This is a genomic window from Streptomyces sp. NBC_01237, from assembly GCF_035917275.1.
Lineage (GTDB): Bacteria > Actinomycetota > Actinomycetes > Streptomycetales > Streptomycetaceae > Streptomyces.
Window position 1 is genome coordinate 998,009 of the sequence record NZ_CP108508.1, and the last position, 23,546, is coordinate 1,021,554.

Genomic DNA, 23,546 nt, shown 5'->3' on the forward strand with positions numbered 1-23,546 from the left:
GCCCGCGCCACGCCTTCCCGCGAGGCGTACGAGCAGAGGGCCGGAGCAAGCAACGCCTATCGGGCCTGCGCCGGTTCCCAGGCCGCCGCGCACAGGGACTCGGCCACGGAGGCCGTGTAACGGGCGGCGGCCAGCCAGTAGGTGGCGAAGCCGTCGGTGTCGGCGGGGAGCAGGCGGCCGAAGAGGTCGCGATCGCGTTGGGCCGCCGAGGTGCACAGGGCGGCGAGGAGTCCGGCGGCCGTGGGGAGGCCCGCGCGGCGGATACGGCGGGTCTCGGCGGTGACGTCGCCGAGCATGCCGAGGGCGGCGCGGCCCGCCGGGACCGCCTGTTCGACCCGGCGCTCCAGGAGGTACAGGGGTGAGTGCGCGCCGGACCCTTCGGGCTGTGACGGGGCGGGGCGCACGGGGGCGGCCGGGTCCGGGAGGTCGGCACGGAGCAGCCGGTCGAGGCCGAGGTCGATCGGCCCCTCGCCGGTGGGGTGCGAGCAGGCGAGGAGGGCGAGCCGGGGGTGGGGGGCGGGCACCAGGCGGCCGATGATCCGCAGCCGTGTCCCCGGCGCCGTGGCCAGCAGCATCAGGTTGTCGCGGTGGGCCAGCGCGGGGTCGTCGTCGGCGACGGTGAGCCGGACGGAAATGCCTCCCTCGCACAGCGCGAGCAGGCAGGTTCCACCCGACTCCCGTACCGCGCCCAGGAGTTCGACATCCAGGAAGAGCAGGTCGCTGCCGCCACCGTCCGGGTCCGCGTAGCGGGAGGTGGACCGCAGGGCGCGGGCGGCCTGTTCGGACGGCGGCGTCTCCCACAGGGCGGCGAGCGGCGGCTCCGTCCACGCCGCGCCCCGGGCGGTGACGGCCTTGACGCCCTTCCCTGCGCCCAGTCTGCCGTCCGGTGAGACCGTCGCCCCCGAGACCGCCAGGCCCGCCCGGCCCAGCTCCCGGTGGGTGAGCGCGCTGTCCCCCAGGCGCACGGCCCGGTCGGCCACGCCCAGGGCGCGCCCGACGCCGCCGGGTGCCACGTCGCCGACCGTGCAGAGGCGGCCGTCGGATCCGGCGACCCAGGTTCGGACGCCGCCGTGCCCCGAGGCGGTGACCACGGGTTCGGTGAACAGGCCGTACAGGCGCAGCGAGCCGTCCGGTCTGTACGGGCGGCGTACGCGGCCCCTGACGACGGCCAGTTCCGCCCCGGACGCCGTACCCACTCGGTGTGCGGTGCCCAGGAGTTCGGCCAGGGCCGTGACGAGGTCGGCGGTGCGGTAGGACGGGTCCCCGGCGCGGGCCGCGCGCAGCAGCGTGACGACGGACAGTGCGGCGCCCGCGGCGCGCGGAAGATGCCGGAGCCGGGCGGTGTGCGCGGCGCGGAGGAGGGCCGACTGGGTGACGGCGCCGGCCCCGTCGATGCCGGCCTCCAGCACGGCGGCACCCGCCGACCACAGGGCGTCGGCCGCGGCACACTGGGCCGGGCTCGCCACCTCGGGCGGGGAAGCGTCATCCGGGGCGGGACCGGGGTCCGTTGCGGAGTCGGGTCCGGGGACCGCCCGGGTGGGCCGGTCAGCGGGTTCCGGCGCCGGGTCCGCCGTGGGGGCGGCACAGGCGGCGGCCGCGCGGTGGATGCATGCCGGGGCGAGGAGGCAGCCGCAGGTGATGGCGTCCGCCGTCGCCACCACGCCGCCCGGGGCGTGCAGGCGCAACTCGGTCTCGTCGTCGACGGTGACCGTCACCGTGTCCCCGTCGCGGTGCGTCGGGCGGGCGGCGAGCTTGGTGACCGCCGCGTCCAGCCGCTTGCGCAGCCGGGGCGAGAGGTCCTCCACGAGCGTGGCCGTGACCTCCGGCGCGACGGGGGGCAACTGGGCGGCGTTCATGCGGTCTTCTCCCCTATCCAGCGGGCCAGTTCGAGTGGGCTGAGGGCCGCCACGGGCATGCCGGCGGCCACGAGCTGCCCGGCGACGCCCGTCGAGTAGCGGGGCCGGCCGGCGTCGTCGAGGCTCGCGCATCCGAGGACGTGGCAGCCGGTGGCCACCAGGGTCCGCACCTCGGCCAGCAGTCCGCCGAGCGGCGCGCCCTCCTCGAAGTCGCTGATGACGACGACGAGGGTGCGGGTGGGCACCGCGATCAGGCCGCGGGCGTGCCGCAGCCCTGCGGCGATGTGCGTGCCCCCGCCCACGCTCACCTCCAGCAGGAGGGAGAGGGGATCGCGCACATGGCCGGTGAGGTCGACGACCTCCGTGGAGAAGGCCAGGAAATGGGTGCTCAGGGTCGGCACCCCGGCGAGCACGGAGGCGGTCAGCGCGGACCAGATCGTGGACGCCTCCATGGATCCGGAGACGTCGGTGACCAGGATCAGGCGCCAGTCGGCCGACCGGCGGCCGCGGCTGCGGAACACCGGCTTCTCAGGGATCACCCGGACCGTTCCGTCGGCCGCCCTGCGGGCGGTGGCCAGGTTGGCGCGCAGCGTGCGCGGCAGGTCCAGCCGGCCGCCGGGGCGGCGGGTGGGCCGGGCCAGCATCGTGCCGGTGAGGGCGGGTCGCAGCCGGGTGGCGAGCTGCCGGGTCAGTTCGTCGACCAGGCGGCGGACCAGCGGCCGGAGCGCCGCGACGCGGGCTTCGGGGAGGCCGCCGGCGTACCGCAGGATCGTCCGGAGCAGTTCCACGGAGGGGGTGACGGCCGCCGGGTCGATTTCGGCGAGGACGTCCTGACGCCCTGTCGCGGCCGCGGCGGCGAGGACCTCCTCGCGGACGCCGGGGCCGAACAGCGCGGCCAGTTCCTCGGACCACTCGCGGACGCCGGGGAACGACGGTTCCCGGCCGCCGCGCGATCCGGAGCCGCCGGGCAGACCGCCGCGGGACCCCTCGCCGTGTCCCGCGCCGTAGAGCTCGTCCAGAGCGGTCGCCAGGCGGGCGGCGCCGGACGGCAGTTGGTCGGGACGCCGGCCGAGCACGAGCCGCCACCGGTCGGCGGGCGCGAGGGTCCGCGCGGGGGCGGCCTCGATGGCGGATGCGGTGGCGGGGGTGACGGTGGGGCGCGCTGCGGCGGGGTGGCCGGACAGCGGTGGGAACCGTACGTCGTGCGCGGGTGGCGGGACGGGCAGACCCAGGCCGGTCAGGAGCTCGCGGGCCGCGAGGTCGGCGACCGTGCGGCGGGCCGACTCGACCGGATCGTGTCCGTCGAGGGTGTCCACCCGTTCGCCCAGCCGCTCCTCGACGGTGTCCAGCAGCCGGTCCCGGGCGGCCGGGCTCAGGGTGTCGAAGCCACCGCGCAGGGCCGGCAGCCGGGCCAGGAACGCGGCGTCCTCCAGCTCGACGACCCGGCGCAGCAACGGGTCCAGGGCACCGGCGCCGACGGTCAGGAGCGGGCCCGCCACCGTCAGGACGCCGGTGAGGCGGGCGGTGAGCGCGGCCCGGGAGGTGCTGTCCACGGCTCCGTCCACCCAGGAGGCGACGCGCCCCCCGAAGGTCTCGGCCTCTTCGTGGCCCGTGAGCACCCTGACCGCCCCGGCGGCCGCGGCGATCAACGGGGTGCCGTCGGCCGCCAGCCGGGCGAGGGCGTCGGTGAGCCGGATGCCGCCCACCCGGTCGGCCCGCTGGGCCAGTTCGAGCAGCGCACGGGCGTCCTCGGGCTCCTCGGAGCCGGTCAGACCGTCGACCTGGCGGACGGCGGCCGAGGTCAGGAGTTCGGCCGCGCGCGCGGTGCGGGCGGCACGCGCGGGCGCGGTGGCGACGGGGGGCGAGGCGTCCCGGGGCGCGATGGCGGTGGCGTCCGCGGGCGCGGCGTCGTCGGGGGGCGAGCCGTCCCGGGGCGCGGCGGCGGTGGCGTCCGGGGGCGCGGCATCGTCGGGCGCGGCCAGGCCCGGCAGATGGCCGGCGTCGATGCGGTCCAGCAGGTCGAGCCCGGTGAGGATTTCGGGGAGGGTACCGCTCGCGGGGAGTACGGCCGCCAGTTCCGTCAGCCGTTCGTCGGCCAGGGCGGGGAGCCCGCACTCGGCGGCCTCCATGAGACCCCGGACGACCTGGGCGGCCGTCGGGCCGCCCTCCGCGCGCTCGGCCGCGTGCCGCTGGCGCAGCACGCCCTCGGCCGCCTGGGCCGGGGTGACGCCGCGGGCCCCGGCCGCGGTGAGCATCGCGGCCGTCGCCGGGGTCCATCGCACCTGCCAGCGTGTCGTGAGTCCTTCCGTGCCCGCCGCGCCGGTCACCGCCTGCTCCTGCGCATAGGGGATGCCGCACACCGTCAGCCTGCGCAGCAGCAGTTCGCGGCGGCGGTCCAGGGCGGAGCGCGCCGGGTCGAGCCGGAGGTCACGCGGTGTCTTCTCGTGCGCGTCCTCCGGGCCGGGGAGGGAGAGCGCCGCGGTCTCGGCCTCGACGGCGGGGCCCAGTCCGCTGCGCGGGGCGGCGGGCGCGGGCCGTCCGGTGCGGGCTCCGACGAGTACGCGTTCGAGGGCCGCGGCGACGGCGCGGCCCGTGCCGTAGGTCTCGCCGCGCCCGAGCACCGTCTGTACGGCTTCCAGGAATTCACCGCGGCCGGGGGCGGGCAGGTCGCGCAGGCGGGCCAGGTCACCGGCCACCCGGACGACCTCCCGGCCGTCCGCCGGGCCGTAGGGGTGGCCCTGTTCGCGCAGGGCGGCGCAGACGCGGACGGCGGTGCGGATCAGCGCCTCGTGCAGCGCTGCCGGGTCCCCGGCGGCGTCCAGGACGGTGTGCTGCCACTCGGGGTCCCGGATCCCGGCCGGGTAGCCGGACCGTGAGTCGAGCAGCGGGTACGTGTACGGGACCAGGGAGACCGTGCACGCCGCCGTCCCGGCAGCGCCGTTCACATGGCCGTCCGCGTCCCGTGCGGGGCCCCCGGCGGCGGACGGCAACAGCGCCGGGGTGTGGAAGGCTCCCACCACCACGGCGGGCCGACGGCCGCTCGCCAGGGCCTCGGCGACATGTCCGCGCATCCATGCCTCGCGCACCAGGTCCGTGCCGTGCACCCCGCCCCGCGCCTCGGCCTCGTAGCGCAGTGCCCAGCCGGTGAGCAGGGCCGCGCGGCGGAGCGCCTCGGGCGTCGAACCGGGCGCGAGGGCCTCCACCAGCCGGTCCCACAGGTCGTCGCCGTCCCGGCCGGTGAGCCGGGCCCGGAGCGCGGCGGACAACCCGTGCCCCTCCCCCGGCACGGGTACCGAGTCGGCTCCCGGGACAGGAGCGGGGGTGGGGGTGGGGGTGTCCGGACCGCCTCCCGCCCACGCCCGGTCGGCCAGCGGGAGATCGCAGGCCACGGCCGGGACCCCGTTCCTCGCCGCCCAGCGCAGAGCGACCAGTTCGGGCGAGAAGTCCGCGAACGGGTAGAAGGCCGGCCCCCGTTCGCCTGCCGAGCCGGGCCCGTCGGCGGGCACGGCCGCCAGCGCCACCGGGGCCTCGGTCTCCTCGTGGGCGAGCCAGCCCAGCCAGGGTTGGAACTCGGCGGGCAGTTCGACGAGGAGGACGTCGGGGGCCGCCGCGTCCAGCAGTGCCGGGAGGGCGGCCGCCAGCGAGGGCGCGTGGTGGCGCACCCCGATCAGGAACGGCAGCCCGGGTCCGGTCGCCGCGAGGGCCTCCACCGCGGCTTCCCCGGTACGGGGCCCGGCGGCCGGGCCCCGTACCGGGGAAGCGCCCGGCACACCGGCGGTGGACAGCGCCTCGGAGATGGACCCCGTTTCGGCGGTGGACCGGGTTTCGGCGGTGGACCGGGTTTCGGCGGTGGACCGTGTTTCGGAGGTGGTCGGCTCGCTCATCCGTCAGTTCTCCAGCACCGAGCGCAGGTCCCACAGCGCACGCCAGGTGGCCGCCCCCTGCTCCGCGCGCCTGCGCACCGGCCCGTCCCAGTACCCCAGCAGCCGTGCCGCGTCGGCGGGGTCGTCCTTTCGGACGACGCCGAGCAGATGGCCGGGCAGGAGGGAGAGAACGTCCCGGTCGCCGGGGAAGTAGGCGGCGGCCAGGCCCAGGGAGCCCGCGACGGAGACCGCCTCCGCCGTGCTCATCACCGTGGAGGGGCGCTCCACCTCCCAGCCCTCCACGGAGCGGCCCTCGCGCAGGTCCCGGAAGGCCGTGACAAGGGCTTCGAGGACCGCCTCGTCCACCTGGTAGGCGGCGCCCACGCGTTCGACGGCTGCCCGTGACTGGCGCCGGACGAGCGCGGTCTCGGCATCCACGTCCCCGATGTGGCCCACGGTCTCGAAGTTGAAGCGCCGCTTCAGCGCCGCGGACATCTCCGAGACGCCCTTGTCCCGCAGGTTGGCGGTGGCGATGAGGGTGAACCCGGGGGCCGCGTGCACCTGGGCGCCCTCCCCGCCCGCGAGTTCGGGGACCGCGATCCGCCGCTCGGAGAGCAGTGACACGAGGGCGTCCTGGACCTCCGGCAGGCAGCGGGTGACCTCCTCGACGCGGGCGACGGCCCCCCGGGTCATGGCGGTGAGTACCGGGGAGGGCACCAGGGCCTGCTCGGTGGGGCCCTGGGCGAGCAGCAGCGCGTAGTTCCAGCCGTACTTGAGCTGGTCCTCGGTGGTGCCCGCGGTGCCCTGCACGGTGAGCGCGCTGGTCCCGCAGACGGCCGCCGACAGCAGTTCGGAGAGCATGGACTTGGCGGTGCCGGGTTCACCCACGAGCAGGAGTCCGCGCTCTCCGGCAAGGGTGACCACGCACCGTTCGACCAGGGCGCGCTCGCCGACGAACTTCTGCTCGATCACCAGGCGGCGCGGCACCCCGGCTTCGGGCCGGGCGCCCTTCGGCAGGCCCAGTGCCTCGCCCGCGCTGCCCGTCACGAAGGTGACGACGGCTCGCGGGGTGAGCAGCCAGCCTGGTGGGCGGGGCCCGGAGTCGTGGGCGGCGAGGAAGGCCAGCTCGGTGGCGTACCGGTCCTCGGGCGGCGTGACCTGGCGGTGCTCCCGGCCGGGCGCCGTCGCCTGGTCCGGGACGCCGCCCGTGGTGGTGCTGTCCATGGTGGTCGTGGTGTCGTTCGTCATCGGCGGCGGCCCTTCCGGGTTGCGCGGGTGTCCAGTTCTTCGAATGCGGGGGCGTCGCCGCCGCGGACCCGAGCCCAAGCGGCTGTGAACAGCGCGGGCACGGGGAGGTGGGGAAGGGTCCGGGTGGACCCGGCCACGGGGTACAGGCGTTCCTTCCAGGTCTCCAACGGCAGTCCGGGGGCGCCGCGTTCGAGCCAGCCGCAGGGGAGGAACAGGGTGCGGCCGGCCCGGGATCGCTTCGCCTCCACGACAAGGCCGGTGGCGGTGAGTTCGGCCCGGGCCTTCTTGATCCGTGCCGGCTTCCACTCGGTCCAGCGGAGGCAGTTGCGGTCCGTCGGGTCGGGCAGGGCGAGCAGCATCAGGTAGAGGGCGGCGGCGTCCGCGCTCAGGCCGAGGGCGTCGGATGCCTCGGCCACCAGGTCCGGCACCGCACGCGTCGGGTCCTGGGCCGGGTGGTGCGGGGAGCCGTCGGGGGCGCCCGCCGACGCCAACGCGTCGGTCTCCTCACCCAGCAGTGCGCGCAGGGCGAGCAGATCACCGGTGCCGTGGCGGCCGACGGTGCCCTCGACGAGCCCGAACGCCGGGTCGTCGGGGCCCGCCAGGCCGGCCGGGCGGATCAGCAGCTTCTCGTTGCTGCCGTGGCCGGGGGCGAGGAGCAGCGCCGTGCCGGCCCGGACGAGACCGTCGGCCCCGGCGCCGCCGGACTCGGGGAGCCCGTGGGCGGCGCGGACCACGGGGCCCATCGAGCCCCCCGACTCCGTCCAGTCCAGGCCGAGGTCCAGCACCAGGCCGGGGTCGGCGAGGCGGTCGCGCAGGGCCGCGAGCCCGACGGGCAGATGCGCGCGTAGGGGATGCCCGTACGGCAGTGTGTAGGCGAGGGTGCTCAGGGCGGTCAGGGCCGCGGAGACCGCACCACGTGCGCCCACCCGGCGCAGGCCCGGGCGGCCGGTGCCGTCCTGCACCTCGATGCCGTGGGCGAGCCACGTCCGGGAGCCCGTGTTGAGGACCAGGTCGACGGCGCTCGGGGTGGTGCCCGACAGGTCGAGGTCGAGTTCCTCGGGGACACGGACGAGGGAGGCCAGGCGCTCCTGCCAGACCTCGGCGGCGGCCCGGACGTCGGGGCCCGTGGACCACAGCTCGGCCGGGTCCGCGGGCAGCAGTGCCCGGAGCAGGGCGTGCCGGTCGTCTCCGGGGAGTGCGTCCAGTCTGGCCTGGGCCGCCTCGAAGGCACGTGTCTTCGCCCCGAGCAGCGCGAGCGCCTCGGTGCCGGGCTCCTCGATGGCTGCCGACAACAGGGCGGCCGACTGGAGGGGACCGATTCCGGTGGCCGTGTGCATTGCCTCGGTGGCCTCCGGAAGCCAGGGTGCCGGGCCCTGCTCCCGTACCAGGGCGGTGAGCCGGGTGAGCCGGTCGCGGGCGATGCCCTGCCGGTGAACGTGCTCGTGGTCCAGGGTGAAGCCGGGGACGGGGCCGAAGGCGCCGGTCGGGTCGTGGTCCAGGGCGAGCCAGCGTGCCGCGTCGTTCCGGGAGTTCCGGTCGCGGTTGGCGAGGACCACCACGGTGCGGGCGCCCTTGCGCAGCACCTGACCGAGGCGGTGCACGGCCTCGGGGCGTCCCGGCCCGGATGCCCCTCCGACGAACGGCTCGACGAGCTCCACCTGCCGGACCGTGCCCGCCGGATCGGCCAACGGGCCCGCGGCGAGGGTTTCCAGCAGCACGAGGAGCCCGGCGCGGTGCTCGGGGGAGGTGGTCGCCGAGGCGGCCCGGTAGGCCAGTTCGGGCAGCTTGTCGAGGAGGGAGGTCCAGTTCAGGGAGTCGCCGGGCACGGTGTACTCGTCCCGCTGCCAGCCGTCCGCAGGGGTGAACGGGACCTTGGACGGCGTCGGCGGGCCGAACGCCGGCTCACCGCCGAGGACATGGTTGACGGCGAGGATCTGCCGGATCACGGTCCACCGGCTCCCGCCTCCCCACCAGTTGCCGTACATCCGCTCGGAGCCCCAGGCGGTGGCATTCCGCAGGGTCGTGTCGTCGCCGTGCTCGGGCTTGTGATCGAAGAACATGCCCTGGGTGCGGGCGGTGTTCCGGGGGGTGGCCGGCTGCACGGGCTTGGGCGGTTCCAGGTACCGGGCGACCGCGGCGGCGCGGTCCACCGCGCTCCGGACAAGCCCGGTGACGCCCGCGAGGAGCCGTACGTCGGTCACCTCGGGCAGCACCCGGGCGACGGCTTCCTGGCTCAGCTCCTGCGACGAGGGCCCGGTGTACTCCTCGACAGCCCGGAACGCCTCCAGGTGCCGGGCGACCACGGTGGCGACCTCCTCGAACAGCTCCCCCGCGCGGGAGTCCGTCAGATTCCGCAGGGCGAGGGAACCCCGCTCGTCCCTGGGGCGCAGGGCGTGCCAGTAGGCGACGGGAGGCACGTAGGGGGTGCCTGCCGCGTTGCTCCCGCCGGAGGAGTCGGTGGTGACGGACCACAGGCTGCCGCCGGTGCCGTCCGTGTCCGCCGGGTGCGCTTCCACGGAGCGGTGGTGCAGGGCCGCGACCGGCCGTGACCCGCCGGGCAGCATGAGGGCGCCGAGCGGTATCGGGGAGCCGTCGCCCGGCAGCGGGTGCGGCAGGGTAACGGTGTGGCCGTCGGGGGTGCCGGCGACGATCAGGTGCCCGTCGGCGGGTGCGGCCGTGCCGGGCTCGGTGACCGTGCGGCGGACCCAGCGGCCGAGGACCGAGCCGTCCGTACCGAACGGAGTGGTCTCCAGACCGGGCTGGAGGGGCAGCACCTGGCAGTGCTCGGGGAGCAGCCGGGCGCCGTCCTGCACCCCGGAGCGGAGGAAGGCGGGGAGGGATGCGCGGCCGTGCGTGCCGCTGACCGGGTCGTACTCCAGCCACACCCGTTGCGTGCCCTGTCGGCCTTCCCGCCAGTGGCCGGTGCCGTCGGAGATGACGGCGCGCTGAGGCGGGAGGGAGGTGTCGCCCGCGTGCAGGGTCTTGCCGCCGGTGACGCGGCCACCGCCGGGCAGCGGCAGGCAGACCTCGTCCGAGGGGCCGGAGCCGCCCCAGCGGGGGGTCTGTTCGCCGCCGACGGTGAACACCTCGGCGGGGCGGTTCGACCAGTAGCCGCGCTGCTTGCCGTCCTCCCACCAGATGACCAGCAACTCGCCGTCGACGTACCGGAAGGCGAACGTCCGCCAGTGGTCGAGGGGGCCGGGCAGCCGCAGGGTGTGCCGCAGCAGAACGCCTTCCGGGCCGATGACGACGGCCCGTTCGAGAGTGTTCAGGATGAGCGCGGGCCAGGCGCCGGTGACACCGACGCCCTGCCGCCGGTGGCCCTGCTGACGCGCGGCGGCGGCCTCGGCGGCCAGTTCGGTGTAGGTCTCGTCGAGCGCGGGCCAGCCCAGTTCGTCGAGGACGCCGGTACGCAGGCTGGACGCGAGCAGCGGCACGACGGCGTGGCCCTTGAGGAGTCGCACGGCCTCCGGGGCGACGTCCGCGACCACGTCGCGGAAGACCGAGAGCCTGCTGAGAGCGGTGTGCAGCCCGGGGAGCCCTCGCGCGGCGGTGTACTCCGCGGCGCGGGCGGTCAGCCACTCCCGCAGTACCGCGGAGAGCACCGGGTGCGCCGCCAGCTTCGCCATACCGGCGTCGCTCAGCCGCTGACCGTGTCCGTCGCCGAGGCTGCCGAGGTTCCGGCGCAGAAGGGCGCGGAAGAATGGCCGTTCGGCGACGGCGGTGAGATCCCGTGCGCCGGGCACGGTGTCGGTGAGCCACGGGCCGAACGTGACACCGGGGGGCTGTGCGGCGCCCGTTCCCTGGTCGTCCGGCTCGGCGACGGGGACGCCGGAGGCCAGGCAGAGGTCGAGCAGGTCCAGATCGGCGATGGGCTGCCAGCGGCCCTGGAACAGCTCGACGGGGCGCCCGTCGGCACGCAGCCGGTCCGTCATCCGGGCGGCCAGGTCGAGGGTCTGCGAGCTGCGGGCCGCGGTGACCCGGTTGCGCCGGCGGTGTGCCTCCCAGCGGGCGAGCCAGTCCGCCGGGGAGACGGACGGGGCGGCGGAGTCGGAGGGAGCGATGCCGGAGGCGTCCGGGAGGGCGGTCAGCAGGTCCTCGGCGCCGGACTCGGCCAGCAGCGCGAGCCAGCCGGATTCGCCGTCCTTGTCCCGGCCGCTCTCGCTGAAGGTCTCCGGGAAGAAGCCGAGGAGCCTGGCCCGCACGGTCGCATCCCGCCGAGCGAGGGCGATGAGCGCGGAGCGGTAGGCCACCCAGAACGAGGCGGGGGCGCGGACGACTCCCGGGGAGCCGATCAGATCGGCCACCAGGTCGCGTTCGGCGGCATCGCGGTCCAGCCCGGCGGCCTTGACCAGTGCGCGCACGTCCTGCGGCAGCGCCGCGTACGGGGGCACACCGGCCGCGCAGCGCTCGACCAGCAGACGGCGGAACTGCGCCCAGGCGTCCGCCGGTGCGAGCCGGGCCACCAAGTCCCGCACGTACTGCCGCAGCGCCTTGACGGTCAGCGCGCCGGCGAAGGCGAACTCCAGGAAGACCGCGCGCTGCCGGTCCTCGTCCACGACCAGCCCGTGCACCCGCTCGGCCTCGCGGGCCTTGCCGAAGAAGGAGGCGGCGTAGGTGGTGTTCTCGGCCTGGAGGAAGAGGCGTGCCACCTGCTCGTAGTAGGTGGGGAGGAAGTGGGGCACGGCCCGGCCGAGCCGGGTGCCGAGTGCGTCGAAGCCCTCCTTGGCCGCTCCGGCGCGGGTCCTCGCCTGCCGGCCCAGCCGCTCGATGTCCTTGACCAGGGCCAGGGCGTGGTGCCCGTTGGCGGGGTCGTTGACCAACGCCCAGGCCGGGAAGCCCAGCGTCTCGCGGCGGACCTGGCCCACGACGGGGGCCTCGGTGGTCCGGGCCAGCCCGAGGAACTCCAGGGCCAGGTCCTCGGCTTCGCCGAGAGTTCCGGGCACGAGCCGGACCACGGGGCGCTCGCCGAGGGCGGTGTGCGTGTAGGTGCGGGCGGTCAGCGTGTCGGCGTCGTCCCGGTCGGTGGTACCGACCGGGAGGATCGTGCCGGCGTCCAGCAGGGCCGCCGCGCGGGCCTCGTCGACCGGGGTGGAGGCGCTCCCGCCCCGGGCCTGGGCGGGGAGGAGCGCCGCGCCCGCTGCCGTCGTGTTCGCGTTGGTGTTCGTCGTCGTGGTGCTCATGCCGCCCGCTCCTCGTCCGCCACGTCGCGGCCGGCGTAGAGCGCCGCCGCCATGCGCATGCCTTCGGACCACGCGACAGGGCCGACCTCGGCGGCCGTCAGCGCGCGCCCCGCAGGTTCGGTCCAGCCCAAGGGGCCCGTCTCGGTGCCGTACTCGTCGTATCCGTCGTGCTCGCCGATCCAGATGCGCGCCTCGACGGTGACGCTGCCCTCAACGACCGGGCAGACCGCGTATCCGCCGCGCGACCGGTACCCGAGTTGGGTGACGCGGCCGTGCAGGAAGCGCGCTTCCTTGAACACGCCGCCTGCGTAGGTGTCCACGGAGGTGGTGTCCGGGAGGAGGCCCGGCGGGCGGCGCCACACCTCGCGGAACAACTGCTCCACGTTCTGGCGCACCCCCAGTTCGACCGCGAACTCCCGCAGCTCGTCGAGGTCGTCGAGGAGAACGGGGTGGGGCACGCTGACGACGTCCGGAGTGATGCGGACGGTGTCGCCGTCCAGGTCGACGAGGCCGAGACCGCGGTCGGGGTCGACATCGCGCAGGAAACCGGCGACCCCACCGTCCACGCCGGTGACCACCACGTCCCGCAGGGCCGCCTGCCATGCCGGGTCGGGCCAGACCCGGGCGAGCACGGCCGTGGGGACGGGCAACGAACGCACCATCCACTGCTCGACGTCGGTCAGGCACTGTCGCTCGTGCCGCTCCAGCCACTCCGTCAGCTGCCGGAGTCCGACGACCGCCGGGTCGTCCTTCAAGCTGGCCGGGACGGACTTCAGCCGTCGGCCCTTCCCATTGCGGCAGACCACCTTGCCCGCCTCCAGAGCGACTTCGTAGTCGCCCGCCGGAACCCACCCCATGCGCTGTTCTCCCCGTCGTTCCGGACGGCCGCCGAACCGGCGGCACGCTGATGAAACCCGTCAGCGGCAACGCACCGTGACGAGTGGAAAAGACTCTAGGCGCCACCAGTGACAATGGGTCCGGGCCCCCTCCGCTTCGCCGTGCGGACCGGCAGCTCAGCAGGGCCGCCCGACAGTGCTCACCGACCCGCCGAGGCCGCGACGCCACGGAACCCGCCGGCGCAACCGACGGAACACCGGCGGTGAATGGACGCCGGCGCGGGCCCGTCTCTTCCGCCCCGCTCGCGCAGGGCGGCCGGAAGGACGACAGGGTGAACGAGCGGAGGCCGGCGGTGATCGGCCTGGGCGAGGTCGGCGCCCCCCACCAGGGAAGGTGCCACGCCATCGGCCGGGGTGCTCCTGGCGCCCCTGGGGGCGGTTCACGAGCCCTTCGCAGACCGGGCGGCGAGTGCCTCCCCTTCGACCACGCCGTCGGCAGCACCCGCACCCCCGCACGGCGCCGCCGGACGACAACGCCTCCCCACCGACCCGCGGGCAGGAAGCCTCCCCCTCACCAACGGCACGGCGAGCGACCGGTACCAGGCACCGAAGGGCCCGCAGGAACGCCGACCGGCGGAGCGACTCGCACGGCGGCTCGGCCCACCGGTACTCATCCGCCCGTGGCGGCCCCGGCGAAAGACTCGTCGTGCGTCGGTGGGTCGTACAGTTCCGCCCACAGGTCGAGAAAGGCCCGCAGCGGCGTACTCGGCCGGGTGACCGGCCTCCAGACGAACACCTTCCGCAAGCGGATGGCGGGCTCCAGCGGCACGACGACGAACCTCGGGTCGGCGGCGAGTACCGGACTCGCGTGGGAGGTCAGGGCCATACCGATCCCCTCCGCGACCAACGCGACCTGGAGGGCGACATCGTTCGTCGCGTAGGCGATGTCCAGCCGCAGCCCCTTCGCGGCGAAGGCCTCTCGGACAAACGCGTGCACACCGCTGTCGGGGCCGTAGCTGATGACCGGGCTCCGGGCCACCTCCTCAAGAGTCATCGGCCGGTCCGCGGCCCGGCTTCCGGCGGGAAGGACCGCCACGATCCGGTCCTCCAGGAGCACCCGCGACGCGACGGCGGCGAGCGCGCCGTCCGGCGGCCCCGCGACCACGGCCGCGTCGATCGCCCCGTCGCGGACCTTCGCCAGCAGAGAAGGGCTCGATGCCCCGGTGAGGCTCACCGCGACCCGGGGGTATCGGCGGTGATACTCCCCCAGCAGCCCGGGGATGCGGGTGCCTTCCAGGCCGCCGACGGTCCCCAGCGCGAACGAGCCGCCCAGCAGTCCGGAACGGTCGGCGAACTCCAGGGCCGCCGCCGCGGCCGCCGCCAGACAGGCGCGTGCGTGCGGCAGCAGGGCGGCACCGCCGGAGGTGAGGACCACCTGTCGGGGCAGCCGATCGAACAGGAGCTCGCCCAACTCCTTCTCCAGGGCCTGGATCTGCTGGCTGATCGCGGGCTGAACCACATGGCAGCGGGCCGCCGCCCTGGTGAACGACCGTTCCTCCGCCACCGCGACGAAGTACTCAAGGGTACGGAGCTCCATGGCCGACAAGCTACCAACTCCGCTGCTGACAGCACGGGTTGTTGCAGGTGGAGCCCGTCCGTCACCGATAACGGGCGGGTGACCGGCCCGGTGCGATCAGGGATCGTGACAACGGCCATCACCGCTGCGTATTGGACGTACGCGGTCGGCACCCCGAGGCTGATATCCGAGTGTCGGCCGGCCCCGCGGCCCAGGTGAAGGGCAAGAACAGACCGATGAGAGTGACCGTCGTCGGCGGAGGAATCGCCGGACTGACCTGTGCCCTCAGCCTGCATGCGGCCGGCTTCCAACCTCAGGTGTGCGAAGCGGCGCGGACGGTCGAGGCGGTCGGCGTGGGCATCAACCTGTTGCCGCACGCCGTCCGGGAGCTCTCCGAACTCGGACTGGCCGGTGAACTGGTCTCCGCCGCGCTGCCCCCGCGACGGCTGAGCTACCACGACCGGGCGGGCGAGGCGGTCTGGGAGGAGCCACTGGGACTTGCCGCCGGATACCACTGGCCGCAGTACTCCGTGCATCGCGGCCGTCTGCAGATGCTGCTGCTCGACGCGGTGCGCGAACGTCTGGGTCTGGACGCGGTCCGTACGGGCCTGCTCTTCCAGCGATTCGAGCAGACCGAGGGGGGCGTCCGCGCCCACTTCCTGGACCGGTCGAGCGGGCTGCCCACGACCGTCGACGGCGACGTGCTGGTCGGCGCCGACGGCATCGACTCCGCCGTCCGCGCCCAGCTCCACCCGGGCGAGAGCGGCCCGCGGTGGAACGGCGTCCACATGTGGCGTGGGGTCGCGCACCACCCGCATGTCCTCGACGGCCGTTCGATCGTGGTTGCCGGTGGCAGCCCCGGCGCCAAGTTCGTCGCCTACCCGATCGAGGACCCCGCGACCCCGGACGGCGAAGCCTTGGTCAACTGGGTACTGGAGGTCCGGCACGAGCCGTCCGCCGCTCCCCCGGGCGGCCCCGGCCGCCCGGTCACGGAGGCGGAGGCCCGCGCCGGGCTGTCGTCCTGGAACCTGCCGTGGATCGACCTCGCGACGCTCGCCGAGCGCTCCCCGGCGATCTTCGAGTACCCGATGCTCGACCGCGATCCCCTGCCGCGCTGGAGTTTCGGACGCGTCACCCTGCTGGGCGACGCCGCACATCCGATGTTCCCCGTGGGCATGAACGGGGGATCGCAGTCCGTCGTCGACACCCGCGTACTGGCCTGGTGCCTGGCCCGGGACAACGACCCCGCCGCCGCGCTCGGCCGCTACGACCTGATGCGCCGGCCGGTCGTCAACCCGGTCGTGCTGGCCAACCGGGCCCTGGGGCCGGAAGAGATCATCGCGCGGGCCGCGGACCACGGCGGGGCGCTGCCCGCCGGGCAGGCCGAGAACATCGCGGAACGCTACAGGGAGCTGACCCGGGCCACCGTGACCCAGGTCAACACCCACACGTCCTGGGCGGTTCCGCGCCACGCCACGGAACCCGCACGCTGAGGACCGGACGCGAGGGGCCGTACGGGGCTGATCGAGCCTGCACGCGACGGCCGGCTGACGAGGTCGGCACGCAGGCCCCCGCACCGCCCCCATGGTGGGCACACGCACCCCGGCGACCGGAACTGTGGTGCCCCACCACATACGCCCCCGAACTGCCCGTTCCTACGGTGTGGCGACACGAAACGTCCCCGCCAACCGTCCGGAAGTGGTGTCCCGTGGCCGCCCCCGCAGCCTCTCCCCCAACACCCGGCTCCCTCAAGCGAGTCGTCGCCGCCAGCCTCGTCGGCACCACCGTCGAGTGGTATGACAACTCATCCGAACAGAGCTACGAGCTGCGGTTTTGCCGCCATTGACCTTCCGAAGTCAGCACCAACCCAGCACCGAGAAATCTCGTGCCCGACAGGAAACAAGGCCGTGCTCAATCTGACTGGCTGTGGGGCTTGGTGACGGGCACCGAAGATCGTCACTCACCGTAGCGCTTCCCGCGTCAGTAGCGCCACGCCGACCGGCTGCCTGCCGACCTCCTTAACGGGTCTGGGCCACCAAACCGCACGCGTGGGGGCATCAACCAGTTGTCTGGCTGATGCCCCCACGCGTGCGCGGATAGTACGTCAGGCCACCTCGAGCACCGCGTCAAACTCGAGGGGCAAGTTGAGCTCGGCCTGCATTGCGAAGACGGCATCCATCAGTGACCTCAGGCGCTCGGGAGCCTCAGGCATGACATGCGCGTACGTCTGATGGGTGATTCTCGGGTCGCGATGCCCCAGCCACTCAGCCATGTCCGTCACCGGAACACCTTTCGACAAGCCGGCGGAGACGAAGAAACGGCGAAGCCAACGAGTGGTAATCCTCCGCGAGATGCCCGCAGCCTTCTTCGCATTACGCCACAGTCGGTCGACGAGGGAGTACATAAGAATGAGTCCTTTTCAACCTGACCGTGGGGCTGTGGTGTTGGTTGGTGCGGGCTGTACGGAACGACGAAGCTCCTGGTAGACGGGTTCTTGACCAAGATCACCCGTGTCCGCCAGGAGCTTCGCGTGCTCGCCTACCCGTCGTCGATCGATCTTTCCAGCAGTACCTTGCAGCACCTGGCCGAGCAGCTTGCAGTCCGGCGACGGGAGATCGGTACCCGGTGGCGACGCCTGCCCGCCGGCCGCCAGGCCCTGCTCGCCCTGGCCCGGGCGATGGAGACGGCCCGGACGAAAGCGTTCGTGATCCTGGATTGCACTCTGCTGCCGATCGACCGGATCGCCGCCGACACCCCCTGCTGCTCGGGAGAACACAAGCGGCACCGCATGAACGTCCAGGTCCTCACCGACCCATTCGACCGACTGCTCTGGGCTTCCCCGGCTCTGCCTGGAGCCACTCACGACCTGACCGCGGCCCGAAGCCATGGCATCGTCGACGCGCTCGCGGCCGCAGGACTGAAGTGCTGGGCGGACAAGGCCTACCAAGGCGCCGGCCGACACATCCGAGTCCCCTTCCGGGGCCGACGGCTCAAGCGCTGGAAGCGACGGCACAACAGCAGTCACGCCAAGATCCGCTGCGTCGGCGAGCAGGCCATGGCCGTGCTGAAAGGTTGGCGCCTCCTGCGGAAGCTCCGCTGCAGCACCAACCGGATCACCGACATCGTGAAGGCAGTCCTCGTCCTCCACCACGCCTCAACATGAGGTTGGAAAGGGCTCAGTGATCACGTGTTGTGACGACCCCTGGAATTCGCCATCATTCCGGTGAGGCCTGTGGGGAATCACTGGCCGTTACTGATCGGGAATTTCTCCGCTGGGCGGCCAAAATTCGCGTCAGGTATCAATTTTTCATTGGGAGAGCTGGGAAGCTCATCGAATCGACCTGCGACCATTCCGCCAATGGTCGACTGTGAATCTCTAGGTCGACTTCGTTACTCCATTGTAGGGAGCCGACGTCCCACTACCCAGTCACGAACGAGCTCTACTGCAACTTGAATACTCCCCAATTCGTCTAGCTGTCGGTGCTCGGAATGTGCATCATTTGTCGTAAAATCGATCAGACCAAGCTCCGAACTGCCGTCCTCCCAAACGGTAACCTCACCGCCCAAATTGCCCACCTCTACGGCCCAGGCAGCGGATTTGTTTGGGAAATCATCACTATCAGGTCGCCTGATCGTTGACTCCGCTCCAACAAGGGACGCATCGGACTGAATTCGCGCTACGGCCTCAAGCACAGCAGCAAGAAGCGGCAAGCCCCTTAGCATACGCTACCACCTTTACGAATTTTCCTTTCTTCCGGCATGCCGGAAGTACCACTCCTCCGCGAGAATGCGTCCGTACAACGTGTCGGGATTTGCCATCTTGTAGTCACCAGGACGACCGCCGGCTATGAGAGATGATTTAGGGACATCGAATTCTACATAAATGGAACCTTTATATGTAGCTTGTACGCTTCTGGATCCCCCGGGCTTACTACGTACCTATAACCGCCCTTCCCCTCCTGAACCATTCCCGTACTCACCATTTTTTGATATTCGTCTGGCGACATCCAGCGTCCAACGTTAGCCATTCCGGGACCTGGATCACTACCAGCGTTGCGAACCAGAACCGGCGTCTTGCCTGCGAGCACATAATACGTGTGGGCGCCGGGCGGTCGTCACCTGCATTTTCGCTGGTCAGTGAATTCCGGCGGGTCCGTGGGCGTGCGTGGAAGCGCCGGGTTGTGCGCCTGTATTGCCGTCGGCGTTGCCGTCAGACGGCTACGTGCGTGAGGGCGGTGGAGTGGGCTTTGGCCGGTGCCCTGCCCGGGTTGGGGTCGGGCATGGTCAGGGGGCCTTACGCTGGCCCGGCAACTCGGGCAGGTCGTGATCCTGCACGGAATTTGAACGAGTGGCCCCCTGGCCTTGTCCGACGCGGGCCCCGGCCCGGGGAGGTGGGTAAAGCCCATGGAGCCGACCGGCCCCACCTCCCGGCCTTCGCCCCGGCCAACTCCCCGCCGTCGCCTCACCGTCGGCCTGGCGTTCGCCGTGCTGGCGCGTCCGGCTTCTCCGCGCCTCCGGCACAACACTGCGCTGTTTCTGCGCGGCCTGGTCGCTGACCGGCCCGCGGCGGCCGTGCCGCGCGCGACCCGCGTCAGCGGGTCGCCTTGATCAAGTAAAGAAACTCTGAACAGCTCATTCTCTGTGACGACTGGACCTGACCTCCTGCCGCTGACAGACGACCTCCGCCCCTCAACCGCGACGCTCCTCCTAGTACAGCGCGTCGAACTCGTCGCGATCAAGGAGCTCCTCAACCACGCCCATACCGGCGTCAACGCAGCCGTCTTGCCCCCGTCCAAACCCGCCTACAGCGTCAAGCCATCGACCTGCTCGGCACCGTACTCGGCTGCCCGGTGATGCGAGCCCCAGAGGGGGTCAACCGCCATCATGCGCACCTTCGTCCGCTGACGTTGCCGTCAGCTACTGCCGTCAGGCACGTCTGAGGTCCCGCCGGAGTGCAGCCCAGCGGGACCTCATAAGGCTTCAGCAGGCCTGCCTATTCATCACTAATCCGTGCGGCGTCCGGCTTTGCCCAGTAGATCATGCGATACCCAGACGAATTTGATTTCGGATCCGGTTCGCCGATCTTGATCACGTACTCCACCAACGGATGATCTTCGGAAAATAGCGCGTCCAGCTCGAAGGTAACCTCTTCGGCATCGTCTTCAAGTTCACTCGATTGACGATGAGTCCAGAAGACCACTTCCACGCGAGCTTCCTCAACACGCACAGCCACGGCGATCACATCAGTCGAAATCATGCCGAGCAGTGCTTGCACTGCAAGAAGCGTGATCTCGTTCTCGCGCTGATTCCTTTGCTTGTCGGTCACGGCGCGCCCGCCTTGGGATTCATCGGCACAACGCTCGGACTCTTAGTCCCCTTGATCATGAAGATATTCGTGGGAACTCCAAGACGGTTCATAGCTGGATTATTGTCGTAGCCCACGACGGAAGGAACTCGAATTTGAATATTCCCCGTCTTCGTTATCCCCATGACCTGCGCCGATCCGGAATGGTAGGCGTCGAGCACTGCCTGCGCGTCTTCTTGCGACTTGAAATAACCTCCGCCTTTATATCCCCTCCCGCCAAGTATGTGCCGTCCCTGCTTCTGACTGCTGATGCTCGCTTTAACCTGCGGCAATTCGATGACATTACCGGAGGCGTCTGCAATGAACCGTGGGCATGACGAGTTGTGAACGAGGACAGGCGTGGCCCCTGCCAGCACATAGTACGTGTGCAGGTCGTTGACGGTGAGGTCGTGTGTGCGTTGCAAGCCCTGCTGGTCGCGGGCCTCAGTCACGGCCACGCTAGCGCCGTTCGGGGTGCGCAATTCGTCGCCCACCCGAAGGTCACCGGCGTTCTTCCACCGCTGGTCATCGGCAAGCCAGAACGGGTGGTTGTCAGTCGCCGTGACGGTGGCGGGGCCCTGCTTGGTGGTGACAGTGAGCTGGGTGAAGTCCTTGTCGCCCTCGGTGGTGAAGGTGTTGGTCACCGGCCGCGTGGCGGTGCGCTGTGCCTGCGGGTCACTGGCGGCGACCCAGTCCCCGATACGTATGTCCTCGATAGCCCGGGTGGAGCCGTCCGCCAGCAGCACCTGGGTGCCCGACGGGAAGCTGTGCGGCTTGACGCAGTCTGCGGCGTCGCGCTCGGATTTCGCCTGGTTGGCGAGTTTCTCCGCATCGACCCTGGCCAGCGCGCGGGCGTCGATCAGGGTGTTGGCGCGGAGTGGGTAGCTGAGGGTGATCTTGCAGCTACAAGCCTGGGCTCTGGCGTTGGCCTGCGCCTTGTTGCGGTCCGAGACCGAGGCGTAGAGCGGTCCGGCTCCTGGGTTGGAGCATTTCAGGGTGCCCGAGACGCTGTTGCCCCGGACGGGGAAGGTGCGCTGTGGGCTGGTGCACTGGCCGGCGGGTTTGCCGTCGATGGAGAAGGTCGCGCTCATCACGGCGGTGACCGCGCCTTTGGTGACGCGTTCCTTACGGGCAATGGAGCTGACCTCGCCGGTGAAGTTCTGGGTGGCGGTGCAGCCCGCCGGGCTGCAGTCCATCTCGCCCGCGCTGTCCATGGTGAAGTTGATGCCGTGGTCGGTCGCGTCCTTGAGCTGGGCGGTGTACTCGACCAGGGTGTCGAACATCTTGTCGGCGGCGTCGGCGAGGATGGGGGTCAGGTCCATTCCCTCGCCGTCGCCGGACTCCAGGGGCCCGGTGGTCACCTTGGGGGGTGCTGTCGGCTCCTCTCCGTTCTCAAGCTGGTCCTTCATGTCGGAGAGGTTTTCGCGGAGGTCGTAGGCCTCCAGCCTCAATACCCGGTGCGGCTTCTTCTTCGTCACCAGCAGGCGGCCGGCCGAGGTGTCGATGCCGAGCGCAGGCGTACCGTTCACGCTCAGCTGCTGTCTCCCGGACGTGGTCTTCGACTCGTTCGCTGCTTGCGGTGACTTCTCCAGGCTGGTCAGAGCCTTGGCCAGCACGTTCGCCAGTTCCGGCGGGGCGATGGTGCGGGCCAGCGCTTTGTCCATGAGATCGGAGCCGTCGTCCAGCCCCACCATCCACTCGCTGGGCGGTGCCTCCTCGCCCGCCGTCACGTCTTTCCTGGGGGCGGGGTCGGACTGCCACCGCAGGAACGTCTTGCCGCCGATGCGCAGCACATCCTGGCCGTTGCTGTCCTTGCCGGTGCTGTTCCGGCCGGAGGAGGTGGTGCCGAACTGGCTGCCGCTGGCGGTGACGGTGATCTCGTTCTCGGTGATGCCGAGGAACGAGGTGTCCTTGTAGCGCAGGCCAGGGGCGTTGGCCAGGTCGTCAACAGCTTCCCTGAACGGCTTGAGGTTCCGCTGAGCTGCCTTCGCCGCATGGGAGTCGGAGGACGAGGACGTGAGGGACAGGAGCCCTGCCACCAATGCCAGGGCCAGGACTCCGGTCCCCATCAGGCTCACCAGCTTCTGGCGTGGGGAGAGTTGGCGGTATCGGCGTAACAGCGTCAGGGGCCGGCCCGGCGGGCTTGCGGGTGCGCCTGCGGATGGGCTGCTACCGGGCACGGTCGGGGGCGGCGGTTGTTGAGGTGGGGAGCCTGCGGGTGTGGGGCCGGCTGGTGCCGGCGGCGGCCCCTGCGCGGGCGAGGACGGGGCTGCCGGTGCGCCGGGGGATGAGGGAGTGGCGGAGTCAGGGGTCGGGTGCGCGGCGGGGGGCCTTGCCGGTGGCGGTGGTGTGGAGCGGGGGGGTTGCTGCGAGGTGCTTGGTGTCGCCCCGTCTGTCCGTGGGTGTTGACCGGACTCGCCCGCGCTGCCCTGTCTGCCGGTTCCGCCCGGCCCGTCCGACCCGGACTTCCAGGAGTGGTCTCCCATGGTCAATCCCGCTTTCCTTGTTTGTGTTCGTGAAGCCCGCGGTGTGTTCGTTCCAGTGCGGCCTTACATGCTTCGACGGCGCCGAGCTCCGAATTCGCGGCACTGGACACGCCGTCGGCGACGGCGAACACGATGCTGCCGGTGGCCTCGTGGACCGCGGCACGCGCCGCGTCCTGGCGGGGCCGGCGGTAGTAGCGGTGCTTGGCGCCGCGCACCGATGCGAAGCGAATACAGAGAACCGGCGTCGACCGGCCGTCGCACTCGGTATCAGGCAAGTCGCACGCGTACTGGCCCGGCGGCCGGGCCTCGAACTCGGGACCCGGCGTACCCACGGCTACCTGCTGCCACGGCACGGCCCAGGCGGCCGGGGACGAGGTGGGCGGGGCAGGCACCTTGAGCCGGTGGCGGTCTACGGGCGCGTTCATCGGACCTCGTCGATTGCCATGCTGAACTGGTCCGGGCGGTTCACCACGAGCTCCGGTATGCCCGAGCCCACTGCGTGGCCGGAGGCGACGAGGCTCGCGGTGAGTGCGTGGAAGAACTCGGCGACCGCCTGCCCGATGCCGGTTCCGGGCTTGGCCACGAAGGCGAACTCCGGCCGGGTGGCCACCTCCACCATCGTGGAGGCCTGGGCGTCGCCGATTCCGCAGGCCACGATGTTGGGGACGGTCGGCGTCCGGGCCCGGTCGGTGAGCCGGCTGTGCGGGCGCCGCCAGGCTCCACCGTCCGTCGGCTGTCCGTCGCTGAGAAAGAACACCACCGGCCGGTGCACCTTGTAGCCCTCACTGCGCAGCCACTGGACGTCTGCCGGGATCCGGCCCAGCAGGTCCTCGAAGACCGCCTCGTAGTTGGTCAGGCCCCGGATCTCGATCTTGGGCAGGCTGGTCTCGTGTCGCATGTCGGCCACCGCCAGGCGTACCTGTACGTCGTCGGAGAAGCCCAGTACCGCCAGCCGCAGTTTGGCCGCGACCATGGGCTCGGCCCGCAGTCCCTCGCAGAGCGAGTGCAGGCCGTTGGTGAGATCGCCCTCGTACGGGGCCATCGAGCCGGATTCGTCGGCCAGCACGTAGGCCGGCAGCACTACACCCTTGGTTTCCGCCATGTGGACCTGTTCCTCACTTCTGTTCCGCACGTCGCACCCTGATGGCCTGCTT

Annotated in this window: 13 protein-coding genes and 1 pseudogene; 2 read left to right on the plus strand and 12 right to left on the minus strand. The window is 72.0% G+C overall.

Annotated features, from left to right (window positions below; translation table 11 throughout):
• Positions 1–56 precede the first annotated feature (56 nt).
• The 6 genes from OG251_RS04490 to OG251_RS04515 form a co-directional block, all read right to left on the minus strand.
• A complete protein-coding gene (locus OG251_RS04490; RefSeq protein WP_326675810.1) occupies positions 57–1,856 on the minus strand; it encodes a hypothetical protein in 1,800 nt (599 codons plus the stop codon).
• Entirely contained in the window at positions 1,853–5,740 is a 3,888-nt protein-coding gene (locus tag OG251_RS04495; RefSeq protein ID WP_326675811.1) for a vWA domain-containing protein, read from the minus strand. Before OG251_RS04495 ends, OG251_RS04490 begins: the two co-directional genes overlap by 4 nt.
• Positions 5,741–5,743: 3 nt before the next feature.
• Entirely contained in the window at positions 5,744–6,967 is a 1,224-nt protein-coding gene (locus tag OG251_RS04500; RefSeq protein ID WP_326675813.1) for an ATP-binding protein, read from the minus strand.
• Positions 6,964–12,150: a hypothetical protein gene (locus OG251_RS04505; protein ID WP_326675815.1), complete on the minus strand. Its 5,187-nt coding sequence runs from the start codon at positions 12,148–12,150 to the stop codon at positions 6,964–6,966. Before OG251_RS04505 ends, OG251_RS04500 begins: the two co-directional genes overlap by 4 nt.
• Positions 12,147–13,007, minus strand: coding sequence for a DUF4132 domain-containing protein (locus tag OG251_RS04510; protein ID WP_326675817.1), 861 nt, complete (start codon positions 13,005–13,007; stop codon positions 12,147–12,149). The genes OG251_RS04505 and OG251_RS04510 overlap by 4 nt, the downstream gene beginning before the upstream one ends.
• 649 nt (positions 13,008–13,656) lie before the next feature.
• Entirely contained in the window at positions 13,657–14,583 is a 927-nt protein-coding gene (locus OG251_RS04515; protein WP_326675818.1) for a LysR family transcriptional regulator, read from the minus strand.
• Between the two features lie 215 nt (positions 14,584–14,798).
• On the opposite strand from OG251_RS04515, the gene OG251_RS04520 reads away from it, so the two are divergent.
• Positions 14,799–16,055, plus strand: a complete 1,257-nt coding sequence (locus OG251_RS04520; protein WP_326675820.1) for an FAD-dependent monooxygenase — start codon at positions 14,799–14,801, stop codon at positions 16,053–16,055.
• A gap of 611 nt (positions 16,056–16,666) precedes the next feature.
• Here the strand turns inward: OG251_RS04520 and OG251_RS04525 are convergent.
• A complete protein-coding gene (locus OG251_RS04525; RefSeq protein WP_326675821.1) occupies positions 16,667–16,966 on the minus strand; it encodes a tyrosine-type recombinase/integrase in 300 nt (99 codons plus the stop codon).
• Positions 16,967–17,092: 126 nt separating this feature from the next.
• On the opposite strand from OG251_RS04525, the gene OG251_RS04530 reads away from it, so the two are divergent.
• On the plus strand, positions 17,093–17,725 hold the full coding sequence (locus OG251_RS04530) for a transposase family protein (protein WP_326681152.1): 633 nt from the start codon (positions 17,093–17,095) through the stop codon (positions 17,723–17,725).
• A gap of 572 nt (positions 17,726–18,297) precedes the next feature.
• Here OG251_RS04530 and OG251_RS44945 read toward each other — a convergent pair.
• The 5 genes and pseudogenes from OG251_RS44945 to OG251_RS04555 form a co-directional block, all read right to left on the minus strand.
• Positions 18,298–18,590 (minus strand): annotated as a pseudogene (locus tag OG251_RS44945) (TreTu family toxin).
• A 965-nt stretch (positions 18,591–19,555) separates the two neighbouring features.
• A complete protein-coding gene (locus tag OG251_RS04540) occupies positions 19,556–19,888 on the minus strand; it encodes a hypothetical protein (protein WP_326675822.1) in 333 nt (110 codons plus the stop codon).
• A complete protein-coding gene (locus OG251_RS04545; protein WP_326681153.1) occupies positions 19,885–21,975 on the minus strand; it encodes a polymorphic toxin-type HINT domain-containing protein in 2,091 nt (696 codons plus the stop codon). The genes OG251_RS04540 and OG251_RS04545 overlap by 4 nt, the downstream gene beginning before the upstream one ends.
• A 419-nt stretch (positions 21,976–22,394) precedes the next feature.
• Positions 22,395–22,817, minus strand: coding sequence for a protein phosphatase 2C domain-containing protein (locus OG251_RS04550; protein ID WP_326675823.1), 423 nt, complete (start codon positions 22,815–22,817; stop codon positions 22,395–22,397).
• Complete coding sequence (locus tag OG251_RS04555) at positions 22,814–23,494, minus strand: vWA domain-containing protein (protein ID WP_326675824.1); 681 nt, start codon at positions 23,492–23,494, stop codon at positions 22,814–22,816. The genes OG251_RS04550 and OG251_RS04555 overlap by 4 nt, the downstream gene beginning before the upstream one ends.
• Positions 23,495–23,546 lie beyond the last annotated feature (52 nt).

Coding starts and splice junctions, on each gene's coding strand:
- OG251_RS04490 (WP_326675810.1), bottom strand. CDS start 1,856: ATGAACGCCGCCCAGTTGCCCCCCGTCGCGCCGGAGGTCACGGCCACG.
- OG251_RS04495 (WP_326675811.1), bottom strand. CDS start 5,740: ATGAGCGAGCCGACCACCTCCGAAACACGGTCCACCGCCGAAACCCGG.
- OG251_RS04500 (WP_326675813.1), bottom strand. CDS start 6,967: ATGACGAACGACACCACGACCACCATGGACAGCACCACCACGGGCGGC.
- OG251_RS04505 (WP_326675815.1), bottom strand. CDS start 12,150: ATGAGCACCACGACGACGAACACCAACGCGAACACGACGGCAGCGGGC.
- OG251_RS04510 (WP_326675817.1), bottom strand. CDS start 13,007: ATGGGGTGGGTTCCGGCGGGCGACTACGAAGTCGCTCTGGAGGCGGGC.
- OG251_RS04515 (WP_326675818.1), bottom strand. CDS start 14,583: ATGGAGCTCCGTACCCTTGAGTACTTCGTCGCGGTGGCGGAGGAACGG.
- OG251_RS04520 (WP_326675820.1), top strand. CDS start 14,799: ATGAGAGTGACCGTCGTCGGCGGAGGAATCGCCGGACTGACCTGTGCC.
- OG251_RS04525 (WP_326675821.1), bottom strand. CDS start 16,966: ATGTACTCCCTCGTCGACCGACTGTGGCGTAATGCGAAGAAGGCTGCG.
- OG251_RS04545 (WP_326681153.1), bottom strand. CDS start 21,975: ATGGGGACCGGAGTCCTGGCCCTGGCATTGGTGGCAGGGCTCCTGTCC.
- OG251_RS04550 (WP_326675823.1), bottom strand. CDS start 22,817: ATGAACGCGCCCGTAGACCGCCACCGGCTCAAGGTGCCTGCCCCGCCC.
- OG251_RS04555 (WP_326675824.1), bottom strand. CDS start 23,494: ATGGCGGAAACCAAGGGTGTAGTGCTGCCGGCCTACGTGCTGGCCGAC.